Below are 16,850 nucleotides of genomic sequence, written 5' to 3'. Positions count from 1 at the left end.
CCGCACCAGTGGCGAGCCGATTGCGGGAGCCCCCTTGGATTTCGAAGAGCCTGACCATCTCCGCGCCATCCGCGGTGCCATACGCGAGTTGTGCAAGGGTTTCGGCGACGAGTACTGGCGGCGTCACGACCGGGAGCACGAGTTCCCCTGGGAGTTCTACAACGCCATGGCGCAGGCCGGGTGGGTGGGGATCGCCATCCCGGAGGAATACGGCGGGGGCGGCGGGGGCATCACTGAGGCGTCCATCGTGCTGGAGGAGGTCGCCGCGTCCGGAGCCGCGATGAACGGCGCGAGCGCCGTGCACATCTCCATCTTTGGCATGAATCCCGTCGTCAAACACGGCACGGAGGAGATGAAGCGCCGATATCTACCGGTGGTGGCAGACGGCAGCCTGCACGTCGCGTTCGGCGTCACCGAGCCGGATGCCGGGTTGGACACGCCGTCGATCACCACACGAGCCGTGCGCGAGGGCGATCAGTACATCGTGCACGGCCAGAAGGTGTGGACCACGAAGGCACACATCGCGCAGAAGGTCCTCCTGCTGTGCCGCACGACGCCCGCGGCCGAGGTGACCCGCCGCACGGATGGGATGACGCTCCTGCTCGGCGACCTCCAGGTCCCCGAGGTCGACATCCGGCTCATCGACAAGATCGGCCGCAATGCCGTCGGATCGTGCGAGACCCGCTACGACGGGCTCCGGGTGGACGTGACGGATCGTGTTGGGGACGAAGGTGCCGGGTTCCGCTACATTCTCGACGGGCTCAACCCCGAGCGCATCCTCATCGCCGGCGAAGCGATCGGCATCGGGCGCGCTGCCCTGCGCAAGGCCACGCAGTATGCGCGCGAGCGGCGCGTGTTCGGCAGGCCGATCGGCAAGAATCAGGGCATCTCCTTCCCCCTTGCGGAAGCGCACATGCGGCTGCGTGCGGCCGAGCTCGCGGTACGCGAGGCCTCGTGGCGGTACGACAACGGAATGCCCTGCGGCGAGCAGGCCAACGCCGCCAAGTACCTCGCGTCGGATGCGGCCTTCTTCGCCGCGGACCGCGCCATGCAAACCCTCGGCGGCTACGCGTACGCCGACGAGTACGACGTGGGCCGCTATTGGGTCGAGTCCCGCCTGATGAAGAGTGCCCCCGTGCCTCAGGAGATGGTTCTGAACTTCATCGCCGAACACGTGCTGGGGCTGGAACGGTCCTACTGAGCGGTCGGCTGACCAGAGGAGCAAAACATGAGAGATCCCCAATGTTCCACGCAGGCGGGGCTTCCCGCGGCGGTGACGGTCTACGAAGTGGGCCCGCGAGATGGCCTGCAGAATGAGTCGGCGCTCGTCCCCACGGCGGCGAAAGTGGAGTTTATCCGTCGACTGATCGCCGCAGGCCTCACCACGATCGAGGCGACGAGCTTCGTGCGTCCTGACTGGGTGCCGCAACTGGGCGATGCCACCGAAGTCCTCGAACAGCTCGACCTCGACGGCCCGGTTACGCTGCCCGTGTTGGTCCCCAACGAGCGGGGACTGGATCGCGCGCTGGCTGCCGGTGTCCGTACCATCGCGATCTTCGGGAGTGCGACCGACTCGTTCGCGCGCAAGAACCTCAACCGGTCGCTAGACGAGCAGTACGCGATGTTCGAGCCCACCGTGACGCGTGCACGCGAACACGGCCTCGACGTGCGCGCGTACGTCTCGATGTGCTTCGGCGACCCTTGGGAGGGCGACGTGCCCATCGAGCAGGTCGTCGCGGCGGGCCGGCGACTACTCGATCTGGGCGCGACGCAGCTGTCGATCGGCGACTCGATCGGTGTGGGCACGCCTGGTCACGTCAAGGCCCTGCTCGCGGCCTTCGTCGACAGCGGTGTCGGCATCGATGCGCTCGCAGTGCACTTTCACGACACCTACGGGCAGGCGCTGGCGAACGCGTACGCGGCACTGGAGGTCGGCGTGCGGACCTTCGACGCATCGGCCGGCGGGCTTGGGGGATGCCCCTACGCCCCGGGGGCGACTGGCAACCTCGCGACTGAGGACCTGGTGTGGATGCTGCACGGGCTGGGAATTCACACCGGCGTCAATCTCCCCGCCCTGGTCGAGACGAGCGCCTGGATGGCGGGAGTGCTGGGGCGGCCGGCTCCCTCGGGCGTCGTGCGGGCCCTTGCGACGGGCTGATGCGCGACAGTTCTGATAAGAGAAGGGGGGGGGGGGGGGGGGGGGGGGGGCCCCCCCCCGGTGGCGGGGGGGGGGGGGGGGGGGGGGGCGGGCGCGCGTGGGGGCGGGCCGCCGCCCGGCGCCCCCCCCGGGGGGGGGGGGGCCCCCCCCCCCCCCCCCCCCCCCCTTCTATCAGCGTGGGCGGGTCACTCGTAGATGGCCTTCCAGTCGGCCAGGTAGCCGGCGAACCAGTCCTGATCGAGGACGCGGTCGACGTTGGTCAGCACCACTTCACTGGCTCCCGCGAGCGTTTCAACCGAGGGGAGGGGGCTGAAGGCGTTCTTCGCTGCGATCGCCTGGCCCTCTTCGGACAGGAAGAAATCCATGAACAGCTGTGCGGCGTTCTGGTTCTTGCCCGAAGCAGGGATGAAGAACATGTTGCCGATCGCCAGGGCCGGGTCGGGCACGGTGAACTCCACTGGAGCTCCCTTGTCCTTGAGGCCGACCATGTCGGCAGCCGAAACGAAGGCGCCCACGGCGACCTCACCGGCTGCAAGCGCCTCCTGGAGTGCGAACGCGCTCGGGTACAGCGCCGGGTCCTGCTCGGCCAGTTCGGCCTGGTAGTCCGGATTGTGCGACTCTTCCACGAAGGCCCAGTGGTCCGCGTGGATCGCAGGTTCCGGGCGGGCCGTACCGATGGCGCCGTCTCCCAGGTCGGAGATGAGGAGGTCGTCGTACGACTCGACGGTGCCGCTGTACAGCGAAGTGTTCCAGCCGAGCACCATGAGCCCCAGGCCGGCGCTGGCGATCTTGCCGTCGATGATGTAGTCGCTCCACTCCGGGACCTCGGCGGCGGGTCCTTCGAGGTCGCTGATCCAGCCTTCCTCCGACTTGTCGAGGATCCAGCCGTAATCGACGGACGTGACCACGTCGGCGCCTTCGGCTCCGGTGTCGTGCTCGGCCTCGAGCGCGGCGTTCATATCGGCCGTGCCCATGGCGAGGATCTCAAGCGTGATCTCCGGGTACTTCTCCTCGAACGCGGCTTTGAGGCCCTCGCGCACCTCGGCCGGTGCGACGGAGTACCACGTGAGGCGTCCCTCCTCCTTCGCGGCGTCGATGACGCCCTGCCACTCGCTGTCGCCGCTGGCTTCGGGTGTGGCATCTGGAGCAGTGTCGTCGCTGACTGCGCAGCCGGTCGCGACCAGCGAAATCGCGAGCAGCGAGCTTGCGATCACGCCCATGCGCATGGATTGCCTCTTCACGGTGTTCCCTTCGACTGTTTCACGGGAGAGCGCGGGTCGTCTCCCCGTGTGGGTGAGGAAGTGGTGTGCGACGCAGTGCGCCGATCCGCTCGGGACCTCGGGTCACCGGGGACTACTTCGTCCTCGGGCCGTGGGCCGTCCCGGTCGTCGACAGCTGTCGTTCCATGGGCGAACGCCCAAGACCTTCTTCGTAATCTTTATTATACTTAGCAAACTGGCGTGCCGCTAGATCTGATTTGGTTCACAGAGACTCCAGCGTGTCGCGACCGCCGAGCCGCATCGCCACGACGAGGCCCACCGCGGTGACCACCGACATGATGATGCTGACGGCGGCGACCATGGGGTACGAGCCGTGGGTCCACTCCTGGTAGAGCAGAGTGCCCAGCACCTGGGTGCGGGCGGAGCGGACGAACATGGACGCCGCGAACTCGTGCGTCAGGATCACGAAGGCCAGCACGGCCGCCCCGGCGAGCGCTCCGCGCATCATGGGGACGACGACGGTGAGGTGTGCGCGAATCGCGCCTGCGCCCGACGCACGCGCGGCATCCTCGTGCGAGTTGCCGACCGCCATCCGCGCCGCGAGCTGCATCCGGACGGTGAAGGGGAGGACGATGACCACGTATGTGAGGACGATGAGTGCGGGTGTGCCGTAGAGGGTGAACGGATTGCCGGTGTACACGAACAGCAGGCCCACGCCGAAGACGACGGCGGGGACTCCGAGCGGCATCTGCACGAGGACGTCGATGGTCCCGCGCGCGAGAGCGCTGCCCCGACGGCGGTAGAGGATGTCGGTGAGCAGATACCCAAGCGGGAGTGCGATGAGGATCGCCCCGACCGACGTGCCGACACTATTGCCGAGCGCGTCGAGGATGGCGGGCGTGGTGAGTGCGCGCACGAAGTTGTCGATCGTGAAGGTGGTGATCGTGGCGGTCCAGTACGGCACCAGTGAGACCAGGGCGATTGCGCCGAACGGCAGGACGATGGTGATGATGCCGTAGACCGCGATGAAGGGGGCGGAAAAGCGTGATGGCTTACCGGGGCGTGAGGCGCCCTTGGTCCCCGTGCTCACGAAGCGGAAGTCCCGGCGCAGGAGCAGTCGCTGCACCACGATGAAGAGAATGCCTGCGATCAGGAGGGGTGAGGCCACCGCCGCGGCCAGGGCGAAATCGGTGGGAGCCGTCCCGCCGAACCGATAGATCTCGGTGGCGAGCACGCGGATGCCGTCGCGTGCTCCCAGGAACTGGGGCGCCGTGAGCTGGCCGAGCCCCAGCAGCATTGCGAAGGCGGCGGAGTACACCAGAGCCGGTCGCAGCAGCGGCAGCACCACGGTCAGGAAGACGCGGACCGATCCGGCCCCCGCGACCGATGCGGCTTCGATGGTCTCGAAGTTGAGCTGCTTGAGGCTGCCCTGGAGGAAGAGGAAGACCAGTGGCGCCAACTGCAGACCGGTCACGATGATGATGCCCGGCACGGAGTAGATGTTGAGCGGACCGCTCGGCAGGCCGACCGTGGGGGTGGCGACGTCGACGAACGGGAGGGCGCGCAAGGCGATGTTGATGAAGCCCACCTGGGGCGAGAGCAGGAAGGCCCAGCCGACCACGACCGCGACGGCGGGGAGGACGATCGGCAGAATCGGGATGATGGACATCCACGCGTGCCGACGGGGGAGGCGCAGCGAGAACCATGCCAGGGCTGTGCCCAGGACCAGGGAGATGAGCAGGGAACCCACCCCGAGTGCCGCCGTGGTCAGCAGCGTGGTGGCGAGGTCGGGGAGCGCGATGGCCTCGCGGTAGGCGCGCGCGCCGTCCTCCAGGGCGAGGAACTGCAGTCGGAGGAGCGGGTAGAGCACCAGGAAGAGCAGGACCAGTGCCAGTCCTGTCGTCAGGCCGTGGCGGCGCAGCCATTTTCCTGCTGCGCTGCGTGCAGAGGTGGGGAACCGCGCGGGAGCACCCGGCAGCCGGGTGGATGCCTCTGGCGGGGTGGCTGTGAGGGTGTCCGGCACGTGCTCCTCCTGTGTCGCGTCCTTGCGAAATGCGCCGTCTTCGGCGCGCGCTATCTATTAATCTTTACGTTCATAACGTACTGCTGCCGTGAAGCTCACCGCTATCACTAATTACGTTAATCATTATAATTATGTTTGGGATCCGCACTACACTGATGTGCGATGGTCCGCCCCCACGATCAAAGGAGATCCGTGCAGCACACGATGGAAAAGCACGCACTGTCGGCACTGACGACGAACGTCAAGCGTATGGGCAGCGGGCCGGTCCTCCTGATGATCCAGGGGCTGGGAACCGACCACCGGGCGTGGGATCCGGCGATGCAACGGCTGGCTCCGCACCTGCAGTGCATCTCATTCGACAATCGCGGCGTGGGCGACGCCTCGGACGTCGGTCCGGAGACGACCATGGAGGATCTCGCCGACGACGCCGCCGAGCTCATCGAGGCGCTCGGTGAGGGCCCGGTCCACGTGTGCGGCGTGTCGATGGGTGGAGCCATCGCGATGCGCGTCGCGTCGCGGCATCCGCACCTGGTCCGCAGTCTCGCGCTGCACTCCACCGCCGCGCGTCCGGATCCGCGCCTGCGGGCGATCCTCGGTTTCCGACAGAGGATCGTCGACAGCGGCCTCGCGGGGGAACTTCTCCGCCCGTTCGTGGAGATCACCGCCTTCAGCCAGACGCACATCTCCCAGGCGCTGCCGGTCGGGGCGACCGAGATCGACAAGATCAACGCCCAGGAGTACGCGGCGCACCTGCGCGTCGCTACGGAACAGTGGATGACCGACGAGGAGCTGGCCAAGATCACGGCGCCCACGCTTGTCACCGTCGGGACCGAGGACATCCTCACCACGCCCGATCATGCCCGAGACCTGTACCGCGGCATCACCGACGCCGAGCTCGTCGTCGTGGAAGGAGGTGGGCACGCGTACTACGCGGAGTCCCCCGATATCTTCGCCTCGCTGCAACTCGGATGGACCCTGCGCCACTCGGCGCAGAACTGACAGAACGGAGAGCGGAGCGATGGCAGCGGGCATCACCGTCACGGGCCTCACCAAGGGGTTCGGCAACACCACCGTCGTCGACGGACTCGACTTGGAGGTCGAGCAGGGCGAGATCCTCGTGCTGCTCGGTCCCAGTGGGTGCGGCAAAACCACGACCCTGCGCTGCCTTGCAGGACTGGAGACGCCGAGTGGCGGAAGCATCCACTTCGACGGCACTCCTGTCTTCGGCGGCGGGACGCGAGCAAACGTGCCGATCAATAAGCGCAACATCGGCATGGTGTTCCAGTCATACGCGTTGTGGCCGCACATGACGGTGCGGCAGAACATCGCGTACCCCCTCAAGGTACGACGCATGAAGCAGGCGATCTCCGACGGATGGGTCGAGCGTGCGGCGGAAATGGTGCACTGCGCCAACCTGCTCGACCGCTATCCTGCTCAGCTCAGTGGCGGCCAGCAGCAGCGGATCGCGTTGGCGCGAGGACTCGTCGCCCAGCCGTCGGTGGTGCTGCTGGACGAGCCGCTCAGCAACCTCGACGCGAAGCTGCGCGATCAGGTGCGCACCGAGATCCGGGAGCTGCACCAGCAGCTCAGGTTCACGGGTGTGCTCGTGACCCATGACCAGGAAGAGGCTCTCGCGCTGGGTGATCGCGTCGCCATCATGAAGGACGGCCGCATCGAGCAGTTGGACACCCCAGAGGCGCTGTTCCTCGCCCCGGCGACGGAGTACGTCGCCGGCTTCGTGGGCATGTCCAACCGGCTTGAATGGGTGCGATCGGACGGTGCGTGGGTAGGCCCTGGCGGCCTGAACGTCTCGGCCCCGGTGCTCGGTGTCGACACAGACCGTGCAGTGTCGCTCATCCGTCCGGACGACCTCGTGCTACACCCCGTGCGCCCCACCGCCGTCGACGGGGCCATCGTGATGGATGCGAGCCTCGTCACCGCCGAGTACGGCGGACGCCACGTCGATGTGACACTGACCCTCGGTGATGAGTCGCGTCTGCACGTGCGGACCGGCACCGGCGCATCCGAGGCATGGGTCCGGAGTCTGCAGCCCGGCGCCAGCGTCGCGGTAAGCGTCGCGCAGCGCAGCCTGCACACCTACCCCGCCTGAGCCGGGCGACGAGGGAGGTGCCGGGGCGATACAACCCCGGGACCTCCCTCTACTAAGAACTGCGGACCGATGCTGCTGGTCGTACAGCAAGGTGACCGGGTTAGGCCGAGCCGCCGGGCGATCCGTGGCCCTCGGTGCCGTCGGGGCGTGACAGGTCGAACAGGCAGGTAGCCACGATGGCGGGTCGTTCTTCGTTCTCCCGCTCCAGCGCCATGTCGACCTGGAGTCGGCATCCTCGGGGGGTGGGAAGCACATCGGCGATCGTGGCCCGCATCCGGATTCGGCTGCCGCTGAGGACCGGGGCGGTGAACCGCACGCGTTCGAAACCGTAGTTCACCATCAGGGGCGCATCAGTGACCCACAGCAACCCCGGCCACAGTGCGCTGATCATCGCGAGCGTCAGGTACCCGTGCGCGATCGTCGTGCCGAAGGGCCCGGCGGCCGACTTCTCGGTGTCGACGTGCAGCCAGTAGTGGTCGTCTGTGAGGTCGGCGAACGTCTGGATATCGTCCTGCGTGATGGTGCGGTAGGGGGAAGGCCCGAGCGCGGTGCCCTTCATCCCCTGCAATTGTGCGTAGGTGATGTCCATGTCGTCTTCCGTTCTGGCGCGCACCGGGGTGTCGCGCCGTCAGTGGTGCATCGCGCGAATCTCGTCGGTGATGCGGCGGCGGTGCCACCGGCGGTCGCCGAAGAGGTGCTCGGCGAGCTTCGCGCGCTTGAAATAGACGTGCATCTCGTGCTCCCACGTGTAGCCGATCCCGCCGTGGAGCTGGATGCCGCGACCTGCCACCCACGCGGCACCGGCGCAGGCGAGGTCTTTGGCCATCGAGGCCAGTCGAGGCGCATCGGCTCTCCGCTCATCCACCGCGGTGGATGCCTCGTCGACGAGCGCTCGCGCCATCTCCGTCCGCACCAGCATGTCGGCGGCCTGGTGCTTGACCGCCTGGAAGGACCCGATCGCCCGGTCGAACTGCTCGCGCTGGGTGGCGTACGCGGTCGTGAGTTCGAGCACACGGCTGGATACGCCGAGTGCGTCGGCGGCCACCAGAAGGGACATCCGCTGGATGAGCGACTCCGTGGTGTCGTGCGCGGCGCCTCCGTCCACGACGACGGCGTCCGTTCCGACGCGTACGCCACTCAGCGTGAGGCGCCCAATGCTGCGCGTGAGGTCCAGCACCTCCTGGCGCTCGACGTGGACGCCCGACTGATCGGCCGGGACGACCGCGAACAGGGGCTGTTCGTCGGAATCGACCGCGCGCACGATCACGACCTGCGCACCCGGCAGGTCGAGCACGTGAGAGGCGCGGCCATCCAGCACGATGTCTGCGCCGTCCCGCCGCGCGCGGATGCCCTCGCCCGCTGCGCTCGAGAAGACGCCGGGCGCGGCAACGGCGGCGGATACTGATCCGCCGGCGATGTCCTCGATCAACGCTCTCGCGGCCGGCGCGTCGGAGTCTGTGAGGATGCCGGTGGCCGCCGCCGTCCCGAGGAGCCGGGTTGTGCCGGCGGCCCAGCCGCAGCCCTCCGCCACCTGCCGCAGGTGCGTGAAGGTACCGCCGCCGCCACCGAGGTCTTCCGGGACGTCTACCCCGAACATGCCGAGCTCAGCCAGTGCCGCGTCCAGCTCGGCATCCTGCGCGGTGCCGCCGTCGACGACGCGATGCACGTGCGCGGCGGGAAAGCGCTGCGCGAGGAGGTCCCACACCATCCCCCTCAGCGCGGAGAGCTCCTCATCGATGCCCAAGATCGTGGTCATGGTCTCACCTCGGTTCCCGGGGCAGGCCCAGGCCGCGCTCCCCGATGATCGTGCGCTGAATCTCGCTGGTGCCGCCGGGAATGGTCCACTCCCACGAGGAGATGTGGTCGAGGAGCCACACTCCGGACTCCCATCCGCCGCTGGCGACGCGGGGCGTGCGCAGCTGGCCGTCGAGCCCCGCGAGGGAAGCCCCGAAACCGGTCATGTCCTGCAGCAGCTCGCTGTACACGAGCTTGGTGACGGAGGCCAGCACGCCGGCGTTCTGGGGGATGATGTCGTCGGCGAGTCCTCTTGCCACGAGGAGGCGCAGCGCCTCCAGGCTCGTGGCGTACCCGGCGAGCTGGTCGGCAACGTACGCGTCCTGAGCGCCGAGCAGGCCGGGATCGCGCCCGGGATCATGCAGTTCGTCCCATAGCCACGAGAACCCGACCTTGAGGCGCTCGCTGAGTTCCACCATCGTGGCACCTCGTTCGGAGTTGAGTGTGGATTGCGCCACCCGCCAGCCGTCATTCTCCGGTCCGATGAGGTTGGCCACCGGGATGCGCACGTCGGTCAGGAAGATCTCGCAGAAGTGCTCCTCGCCCGTGGCCTTCTTGATGGGCCGTACCTCGACGCCCGGGGACCGCATGTCCATGAGCATGTAGGAGATGCCGCGGCGCTTGGGCGCATCGGGATCCGTGCGCACCAGCAGGAGGCACCAGTCGGCGTACATGGCAAGACTCGCCCAGATCTTCTGTCCATTGACGACGTAGTGGTCGCCGTCCCGCACGGCCTTGGTGGCCAACGCGGCGAGGTCGGACCCCGCTCCGGGTTCGGAAAAACCCTGGCACCACACCTCGCCGTTGCGGATCGCGGGCAGATGGCGCGCGCGTTGCTCCTCGGTGCCGGCGTGCAGCAGCGTGGATGCCGCGTGATGGAGCGAGATGAAATGCAGTACCAGCCTGGGTGCCTCGGCGCGCGCGAGTTCCTCGAAGATGACGCCCTGCTCGGCGAGGCTGTAGCCGCCTCCCCATTCGGTGGGCCAATGCGGCGTGGACCATCCAGCCTCGTTCAGCCGACGAAGCCAGTCGTTCTGGAACGCCACGAACTGGTCCCGAGACGCGTTGGCCTCGGTCTGCCGCCAATCCGCCGGGATCGAGGCCCGGCACCATTCGCGCACGTCGGCGCGCAGCTGTTCGATGGTCCTCGAGGGTGGCACCGGGCGCTCCTTCTTATCTCTGCGACGGAGGGTGCGCGAGCACCGCCCATAGGATCCAAAGCATTACACATAACACTTGACTGATTTGGCAATCATGTCAATATATGTAAGTATTCATCTCGGATTGGTCGCCTTGGGTGCCATTCCGCGGCAGTGTCGCCTCCTGAAGGGAACAGCACGTGAAGTTCGGCCTCTTCCAAACCCCGTTCACCCGACCCGAGCGCTCGCCGCGCGAGGTCTTCGACTGGGCGGTCGACCAAGCCGTCGCAGCCGAGCAGGCCGGGCTCGAGGAGTTCTGGGTCGGTCAGCACTTCACTCTCGGATGGGAGGCCATTCCCAACCCTGAGCTCGTGCTCGCGGCTGCGGCGCGGGAGACCGAGCGCATCATCCTGGCGCCCGGCGCACACCTCCTGCCTTACCAGCACCCGGCCCACCTGGCGTCGCAGACTTCATGGATGAGCCACATCACGCAGGGGCGCTACATCTTGGGCGTGGCCACGGGTGTCAACCCGGTGGATGCCAAGTTCCACGGGTTCACGTCGCAGGCCGAGAACCTCGACATGTCGATCGAGTCCCTTGCGCTCATGCGGCAGATCTGGGCCGGCGGCCCGGTTAAGTTCGAGGGGAAGTACTGGACCTCGCAGCTCCCCGGGAGCGAGCACGGCGGGCATCATTTGCGCGACCTGCGCCCGTACGGCGGCAAGATGACCATCGCGATGGCCGGCGCCAGCCCCAACTCGACGTCGATCGCCTACGCCGGCAACCAAGGCTTCATCCCCCTTTCCTTCGGTGGCAGCCCCGAGTTGGTGCGCAACCACTGGGAGACCTATCTTCAGGGCGCGCGTGACGGCGGAATCGATGTGTCGACTCTCAGTCGCGCCTCGCACCATGTCGGCCGCGAGATCTTCGTCGCGGACACGGATGCCGAAGCCGAGCGGCTCGTCGTCGAAGGCCCGATCGGTCATGCCTGGCGCGAGCACCTCATCCCGAACGAGCAGCGTCGCGCTGCCCGCATCGGCGTGAAGCCGCTGTGGGATGACAAGAGCGACCTGATCGAGCTCGTGCGCGAGAGCATGATCGTGGGCAGCCCCGACACCGTCGTAGCCAAGCTCAACAACCTGATGGACGACAGTGGCGGATGGGGGACGACGCTCATCTTCGGGCACGACTTCATCGACGACCCGGCCCCCTGGAACTACAGCCTCCAGCTGCTCCACACCGAGGTCGCGCCGCGCGTCAAGAGCGTGGCCTGAGCGATTCCCACGTAGCCATACCGGGGCCGCCAGGCCCCCGACGAAGGAGGACTCTGTGACCGAAGAGAAGGTCTCGAGCACCGTCACCGACGGCGTCATGCGCGTCGTGATCAACCGTCCGGAGGCGAAGAACGCGCTGAATAAGCGAATGTACGCCCAGGTCCGCGATGCATACCGCCGCGCATACCGCGACGCCGACGTGCGCGCGGTCGTGCTGGAAGGCACGCAGGGCTCCTTCGCGGTGGGCGGGGACCTGAAGGAGATGCTCGCCGCACTTGAGGACGAGGACGGCATCGATGTCTTCGGGTACGACGAGAGCGTGCCCTTCGAGGCCATCCGCAGCCTGCCCAAGCCCACGATCGCAGCGGTCGACGGGCTATGCATGGGTGGCGGCCTGACGCTCGCCCTGGTCAGCGACATCGTGATCGCCACTGAGGGATCGAAGTTCGCGATGCCCGAGTCGCGCGTGGGTGTCGTTGACGGACACATGCCTCGTCTCTTGCGCGACCGGGTGCCGCCGGCGTGGCTGCGCTACTGGCTGTACTCGGGGACGACCTTCTCGGCGGAGGACGCGTTTCGCGCCGGTCTGGTGACCAAGCTGGTGCCCGCCGGTGGCCTCGAGGACGCCGTGCAGGAGGTCCTCGCCGAACTTGGCAAGGCGTCCCTGGAGGCGATCCGGCTGTACAAGAAGATCCTCAACGAGACGCGGCCGCTGTCGTCCATGGAGGACGCCTACGAGACGATGCTCGGCGACGATGCGAGAGCGCGACTCGCGGCGTTCTCCGCCCGCTCGAAGTAGTGCTCCGCATCCGTACCCACTCATACACCGAGAGGCGAGAGCAGTGACGGCGATGGCGCGGTTCCTGTCGGCGCAGGCACACCACTACGCGGACGAGGAGATGATCCGCGTCGACGGAGCAGGTCGCACATACTCCCGCCTGCTGCAGGATGCACGGGCGCTGGCGGCGGGACTGGCGGGACTGGGAGTGGGCGCCGGCAGCCGCGTGGGCCTGCTTATGGACACCTCGCACCGGGCTATCGACGTGTGGTTCGCGCTATCCCTGCTGGGCGCTGTGGATGCACCGTTCAACTGCAATTACCGCGGTTCGCTGCTGTTGCACCTCGTCGAGGACAGTGACGTATCGATCATCGTGTGCGACGCGCGCTACGCCGCCGAGCTCGAGCGCGTCGCCGCGCAGGCGAGCCGACCGCTCACGATCGTGATCGACGGCGCCGCCGGTGCCGGCATCACCCGGCTTGACTCGCTCTATCTCGACCCGCCCGACCTCGACGCCTTCGACGGGGTGGGTGGCGAGGTCGTGCTTTACACCTCGGGGACGACGGGGCCCTCGAAGGGTGTTGTGCACAATCAGCGGGGCTGCATCCTGCTCGCGCAGTACGTCGCTGAGGTATGCGGCTACGGTCCCGGCGACCGTCTGCTGAACTTCTTCCCGCTGTATCACCAGAACGCCCGCTACACCGGGGTGCTTGCCGCGATCGCCGCCGGTGCCGCGATCGACTTGGAGAGCCGGTTCAGCAGTAGCGGATTCTGGCGCCTGTGCCGGGAGCGCGGGATCACGGCCTTCAACTATCTCGGCTCGGTGCTGACGATGATCCTGGCAGGTGCTGACCGGGATCCCGACGGTGCCGGCGCGCATTCCGTGCGCATCGGCTGGGGGGCCGGCGCGGCTGAGAGCGATCGTCGTGCGCTGCGGGAGCGATTCGGCGTCGAACTTGTCGAGGTCTACGGGCTCACGGAGGCGCCGATGGCCACGGTGAACCTCCCGGGGGCCGGGTGTCCCGCGGGATCGGCCGGGCGGGCGAGCGCTTTCTTCGACGTGCGCATCCTGGCGGACTGCGGCCGGGCCGCCGCGGTGGGCGAGCCCGGTGACATTCAGCTGCGTCCCCGCGTCGCCGACGTCTTCACGCGTGGTTACCACGGCAACGATCGCGCGACGGTGGCGGCCACGCGTGATCTCTGGTTCGACACGGGAGACCGGGGATACATGACCGCCGACGGTGATCTTTTCTTCGCCGAGCGCGCCAAGGATTCGCTGCGCCGGCGCGGAGAGAACATCTCCGCGTGGGAGGTCGAGAGCGTCCTCGTCTCGGACGCCCGAGTCGTCGAGGCAGCCGTCTATGGTGTGGAGGTCGACGGCGAGGAGGAGGTCATGGCGGCGTTGTTGCTTGATTCCGCTGAGCACGACCCCCGCCGCATCATCGCTGACGTCGCCGCGAACCTGCCCCGCTACGCCGTGCCGCGCTTTGTGCGCGTGGTCGCCGACATGCCGCGCACTCCCACGATGAAGGTGCAGAAGAACGAACTCAAGAAGGAGGGCGTCACCACCGACGCCCTCGACCTCGCATTGGAGAGATGACATGGACCTCGGACTCGACCAGCGCGTCGTGATCGTCACGGGCGCGAGCGCCGGGATCGGCCGCGCCAGCGCGGAGATCCTCGTACAGGAGGGGGCTCGCGTCGTCGCGGTCGCCCGCAGTGAAGAGCGGCTGGAGGCCTTCGCGACGACGCTGCGGCAGGCCGGCGGGCAGGTCCTCACCGTCGCCGCCGATGTGTCGGAGGAGGCATCGAGCGAGCGGATCCGCGATGCCGCACTCGAGGCGTTCGGCCACATCGACGGCGTGATCAACGCCGCCGGACTCTCGACTGGGGAGCATCTGCGCGCCTTCTCCGACGACTCGTGGTCGGAGGCATACCGCGTGAACACGCTCAGCGCGGTCCGGCTGTCGATGGCCTGCGCGCCCACGATGCAAGCGGCCGGCTGGGGGCGCATCATCACCATCGGGTCCACCGCAGGGCGGGACCCCGACCCGCGTTTCGCGTCGTACGGGGCAGCCAAAGCCGCCCTCATGCACGCCACCCGGGCGATGTCGCGGTCATACGCCAAGTACGGGATTACGGCCAATTGCGTCATGCCGGGGCTCACGCGCAGCGAGAGTGTCATTTCGGGCTACGCTTCGGCGGCCGAGCACATGGGCGTCTCCGCAGAGGATGTCGAGAAGCGGATGTTGCAGCTGCAGCCGATCGCGATGGGGCGCACGGGGGAGCCGGCAGAGGTCGCCCGCACCGTCGTGTTCCTGTGCTCAGAAGCGTCGAGCTGGACCACCGGGGTCGCCATCGCGGTCGACGGGGGAACCATCCGCGACCTGCCCTGAGCGAAAGGTCGGCGGCGGCGGCGACGGTGGGGACGGGGCGGCAGGCCCCGTCCCCACGCGATCGCCATGTCGGTGCCATCTGGGGTCACGGCATGTCGGCGGAGCAGGGCACGTGCATTACTTCGAAGACGGTCCTCACCGCCGCGCTGCAGTCCGGCTGGATCAGCGCGCGGGCGCGGGGCCGCCCGGAGGCCGACCGTTCAGCGCCTCGGTGACGCGGGCGCAGGCCGCCAGCAGCTCGTCGCGCAGTTCGTGGATGCGCTCCAGCGTCGCCCCGCGCGGAATGCCCGTCAGCGACAACTTGAGGACGACATCACCGTCGGGGCCGAAGACAGGGGCCATGACGGCTTGCACGCTTCCGGCGGTGTCCTCGGTGACATCGTCGGGCGTGCTGTGGCGCTCGAGGTGAGTGATCGCCTCAGTGACGTGCCGCACTAGCGAGGGGGTCTGGCCCACCTGCCCGATGCGGCCGATCGTCTGCCACAGATCGTCAAGGCGCTCGGAGGAGAACGCGGGTGTCCACCCGCTCTCCCGCACGGCCGCCAGCTCCTGATCCAGGGACATGCGGTCCTGCTCGGTGAGAGGCTCGACGCTGCGTGCGAACCATTGCTCGATCCGCTCCCGGCCCGCCCACGCGACGAAGACGCGGCCGGCCGGCGGAGCCAGCGGCATCGTCATGCCGATGCGGTGTGGCGAGGCAGTGCCGTCGGGCGACGCCGAGGCGACAAGGACGAAGGTGTCACCTGATGGTGCGAGAGCGAGCACCTCGACCCCCGTGCGATCGGCCAGTCGCTCCATCTCGTCACGGGCCCGGTCGGCGCGCACGAGGTGCTCGGTGAGGCCGGGCCGTGCACCGACCACGAGCGACCCCAGGGAGAATGCGCCATATCCACCCTGGAAGAACAACAAGGGAAGCGTGGGGTTCTCCACAGCGAGATCGGTCACCCGCCCGATGCAGATGTAGTGGTCGCCCGCTTCGTGGAGCGTATCGGGGACGCAGTCGATCCACGCCACGACGCCGTCGAGGATCGGTGCTCCCGATGGGGCGGGCCGCCAGCTGACCGTGGCGAATTTATCGGCGCCTCGGGAGGCGAATGTGCGGCAGACGGGCTCTTGATCGGCTGCCAGCACGTTGACGCAGAAGGACGCTGCGTCACGGATGCGGGGGAAGGTCGTGGAGGAACGATCTGGCAGGAATGCCACGAGTGGGGGGTCGAGCGAGACCGAGGTGAAGGATCCGACCGCCATCCCGACCGGTGTTCCGGCGGCGTCGATGGCGGTCACGACGCACACGCCGGTGGGGAAATGACCGAGCACGGTCCGGAAACTAGGTGCGTCTATAGGGCTGACCGCGTTGTCGCTCATGGTCTAATAGATTACACAGATAAAACCCCCGAGGGTGAGGGTTTGATCGCCCCGATCACGAGGAGGACGCAATGAGCCAGACCCGGATCGTGCAGCGCGGACTTTACTTCGACGAGATGGAGGAAGGCGTCGTCTACGAGCATCGCCCCGGTCGAACTGTCAGTGAGGCGGACAATGTCCTTTTCACGACGCTGACCATGAACACCCAGGCGCTGCACCTGGATGCAGCGTGGTCAGCGGGCACTGAGTTCGGCGAGCGCCTGGTCAACAGCATGTTCACCCTGTCCACGATGGTGGGCCTGTCGGTGTCACAGCTGACAGCGGGAACGATCGTCGCGAATCTGGGCTTCTCTGACATTTCCTTCCCCGCCCCGGTCCGGCAGGGCGACACGCTTTACGCCGAGACCTTGATCGAGTCCAAGCGGAGATCGATCTCCCGCCCGGGTCAGGGGATCGTGCAGTTCCACCACACGGCCCGCAATCAGCGCGGCGTGGTGGTGGCGACGGCCCGCCGTCAAACACTGGTGCACGTCTCGCCCGCCGCGATGAAGGGTGAGGCGCCCGGCGTCGACGCGTGATCATCACAGCGCCAG

General features: G+C 67.6%; 15 protein-coding genes. 9 read left to right on the top strand and 6 right to left on the bottom strand.

Features of this window, described 5'->3' with window-relative positions; translation table 11 throughout:
* Positions 1-34: 34 nt before the first annotated feature.
* Together NQ151_RS09455 and NQ151_RS09450 are read left to right on the top strand one after the other, a co-directional pair.
* Positions 35-1,201, top strand: a complete 1,167-nt coding sequence (locus NQ151_RS09455; protein WP_257507569.1) for an acyl-CoA dehydrogenase family protein — start codon at positions 35-37, stop codon at positions 1,199-1,201.
* A gap of 27 nt (positions 1,202-1,228) precedes the next feature.
* The gene (locus NQ151_RS09450) at positions 1,229-2,158 is read left to right on the top strand and encodes a hydroxymethylglutaryl-CoA lyase (protein ID WP_257507570.1); all 930 of its coding nucleotides are present in this window, start codon (positions 1,229-1,231) and stop codon (positions 2,156-2,158) included.
* 185 nt (positions 2,159-2,343) lie between these two features.
* On the opposite strand, the gene NQ151_RS09445 is transcribed toward NQ151_RS09450, so the two are convergent.
* A complete protein-coding gene (locus NQ151_RS09445) occupies positions 2,344-3,399 on the bottom strand; it encodes an ABC transporter substrate-binding protein (protein ID WP_257527917.1) in 1,056 nt (351 codons plus the stop codon).
* A gap of 241 nt (positions 3,400-3,640) precedes the next feature.
* Positions 3,641-5,401: an ABC transporter permease gene (locus NQ151_RS09440; RefSeq protein ID WP_257507572.1), complete on the bottom strand. Its 1,761-nt coding sequence runs from the start codon at positions 5,399-5,401 to the stop codon at positions 3,641-3,643.
* 204 nt (positions 5,402-5,605) lie between these two features.
* Here NQ151_RS09440 and NQ151_RS09435 point away from each other — a divergent pair, with 204 nt between their 5' ends.
* Positions 5,606-6,400, top strand: a complete 795-nt coding sequence (locus NQ151_RS09435) for an alpha/beta fold hydrolase (protein WP_257527916.1) — start codon at positions 5,606-5,608, stop codon at positions 6,398-6,400.
* 19 nt (positions 6,401-6,419) lie between these two features.
* A complete protein-coding gene (locus tag NQ151_RS09430; RefSeq protein WP_257527915.1) occupies positions 6,420-7,511 on the top strand; it encodes an ABC transporter ATP-binding protein in 1,092 nt (363 codons plus the stop codon).
* A 100-nt stretch (positions 7,512-7,611) separates the two neighbouring features.
* On the opposite strand, the gene NQ151_RS09425 is transcribed toward NQ151_RS09430, so the two are convergent.
* The 3 genes from NQ151_RS09425 to NQ151_RS09415 are packed head-to-tail and all read right to left on the bottom strand — an operon-like array spanning position 7,612 to position 10,465.
* Positions 7,612-8,100, bottom strand: coding sequence for a MaoC family dehydratase (locus tag NQ151_RS09425; protein ID WP_257527914.1), 489 nt, complete (start codon positions 8,098-8,100; stop codon positions 7,612-7,614).
* A gap of 39 nt (positions 8,101-8,139) precedes the next feature.
* Positions 8,140-9,267, bottom strand: a complete 1,128-nt coding sequence (locus tag NQ151_RS09420; RefSeq protein WP_257527913.1) for an acyl-CoA dehydrogenase family protein — start codon at positions 9,265-9,267, stop codon at positions 8,140-8,142.
* Between the two features lie 4 nt (positions 9,268-9,271).
* The gene (locus NQ151_RS09415) at positions 9,272-10,465 is read right to left on the bottom strand and encodes an acyl-CoA dehydrogenase family protein (RefSeq protein ID WP_257527912.1); all 1,194 of its coding nucleotides are present in this window, start codon (positions 10,463-10,465) and stop codon (positions 9,272-9,274) included.
* Positions 10,466-10,644: 179 nt separating this feature from the next.
* Here NQ151_RS09415 and NQ151_RS09410 point away from each other — a divergent pair, with 179 nt between their 5' ends.
* The 4 genes from NQ151_RS09410 to NQ151_RS09395 are packed head-to-tail and all read left to right on the top strand — an operon-like array spanning position 10,645 to position 14,892.
* The gene (locus tag NQ151_RS09410) at positions 10,645-11,718 is read left to right on the top strand and encodes an LLM class flavin-dependent oxidoreductase (RefSeq protein WP_257507578.1); all 1,074 of its coding nucleotides are present in this window, start codon (positions 10,645-10,647) and stop codon (positions 11,716-11,718) included.
* 55 nt (positions 11,719-11,773) lie between these two features.
* Positions 11,774-12,517 (top strand): enoyl-CoA hydratase/isomerase family protein, encoded by a 744-nt coding sequence (locus tag NQ151_RS09405; RefSeq protein WP_257507579.1) that lies wholly within the window; start codon positions 11,774-11,776, stop codon positions 12,515-12,517.
* Between the two features lie 52 nt (positions 12,518-12,569).
* Positions 12,570-14,096, top strand: a complete 1,527-nt coding sequence (locus NQ151_RS09400; protein WP_257528193.1) for an AMP-binding protein — start codon at positions 12,570-12,572, stop codon at positions 14,094-14,096.
* A gap of 1 nt (position 14,097) precedes the next feature.
* Entirely contained in the window at positions 14,098-14,892 is a 795-nt protein-coding gene (locus NQ151_RS09395) for an SDR family NAD(P)-dependent oxidoreductase (RefSeq protein ID WP_257507580.1), read from the top strand.
* A gap of 162 nt (positions 14,893-15,054) precedes the next feature.
* Here NQ151_RS09395 and NQ151_RS09390 read toward each other — a convergent pair whose 3' ends face one another.
* Positions 15,055-16,257, bottom strand: coding sequence for a flavin reductase (locus NQ151_RS09390; RefSeq protein WP_257527911.1), 1,203 nt, complete (start codon positions 16,255-16,257; stop codon positions 15,055-15,057).
* 71 nt (positions 16,258-16,328) lie between these two features.
* Between NQ151_RS09390 and NQ151_RS09385 the strand changes: the two genes are divergently transcribed.
* Positions 16,329-16,835 carry a MaoC family dehydratase gene (locus tag NQ151_RS09385; RefSeq protein WP_257527910.1) on the top strand — a complete coding sequence of 169 codons (507 nt, stop codon included), beginning with the start codon at positions 16,329-16,331 and terminating at the stop codon, positions 16,833-16,835.
* Positions 16,836-16,850 lie beyond the last annotated feature (15 nt).

It is taken from the genome of Microbacterium sp. zg-YB36 (assembly GCF_024623575.2).
In the GTDB taxonomy this organism is placed as follows: domain Bacteria; phylum Actinomycetota; class Actinomycetes; order Actinomycetales; family Microbacteriaceae; genus Microbacterium.
This window is presented reverse-complemented; position numbering and strand designations above follow the sequence as displayed.

Bases quoted from the DNA above. Each gene is read 5' to 3' on its own strand.
- NQ151_RS09430 (WP_257527915.1), top strand. From the start codon at position 6,420: ATGGCAGCGGGCATCACCGTCACGGGCCTCACCAAGGGGTTCGGCAAC.
- NQ151_RS09400 (WP_257528193.1), top strand. From the start codon at position 12,570: ATGGCGCGGTTCCTGTCGGCGCAGGCACACCACTACGCGGACGAGGAG.
- NQ151_RS09425 (WP_257527914.1), bottom strand. From the start codon at position 8,100: ATGGACATCACCTACGCACAATTGCAGGGGATGAAGGGCACCGCGCTC.
- NQ151_RS09395 (WP_257507580.1), top strand. From the start codon at position 14,098: ATGGACCTCGGACTCGACCAGCGCGTCGTGATCGTCACGGGCGCGAGC.
- NQ151_RS09450 (WP_257507570.1), top strand. From the start codon at position 1,229: ATGAGAGATCCCCAATGTTCCACGCAGGCGGGGCTTCCCGCGGCGGTG.
- NQ151_RS09420 (WP_257527913.1), bottom strand. From the start codon at position 9,267: ATGACCACGATCTTGGGCATCGATGAGGAGCTCTCCGCGCTGAGGGGG.
- NQ151_RS09390 (WP_257527911.1), bottom strand. From the start codon at position 16,257: ATGAGCGACAACGCGGTCAGCCCTATAGACGCACCTAGTTTCCGGACC.
- NQ151_RS09435 (WP_257527916.1), top strand. From the start codon at position 5,606: ATGGAAAAGCACGCACTGTCGGCACTGACGACGAACGTCAAGCGTATG.
- NQ151_RS09385 (WP_257527910.1), top strand. From the start codon at position 16,329: ATGAGCCAGACCCGGATCGTGCAGCGCGGACTTTACTTCGACGAGATG.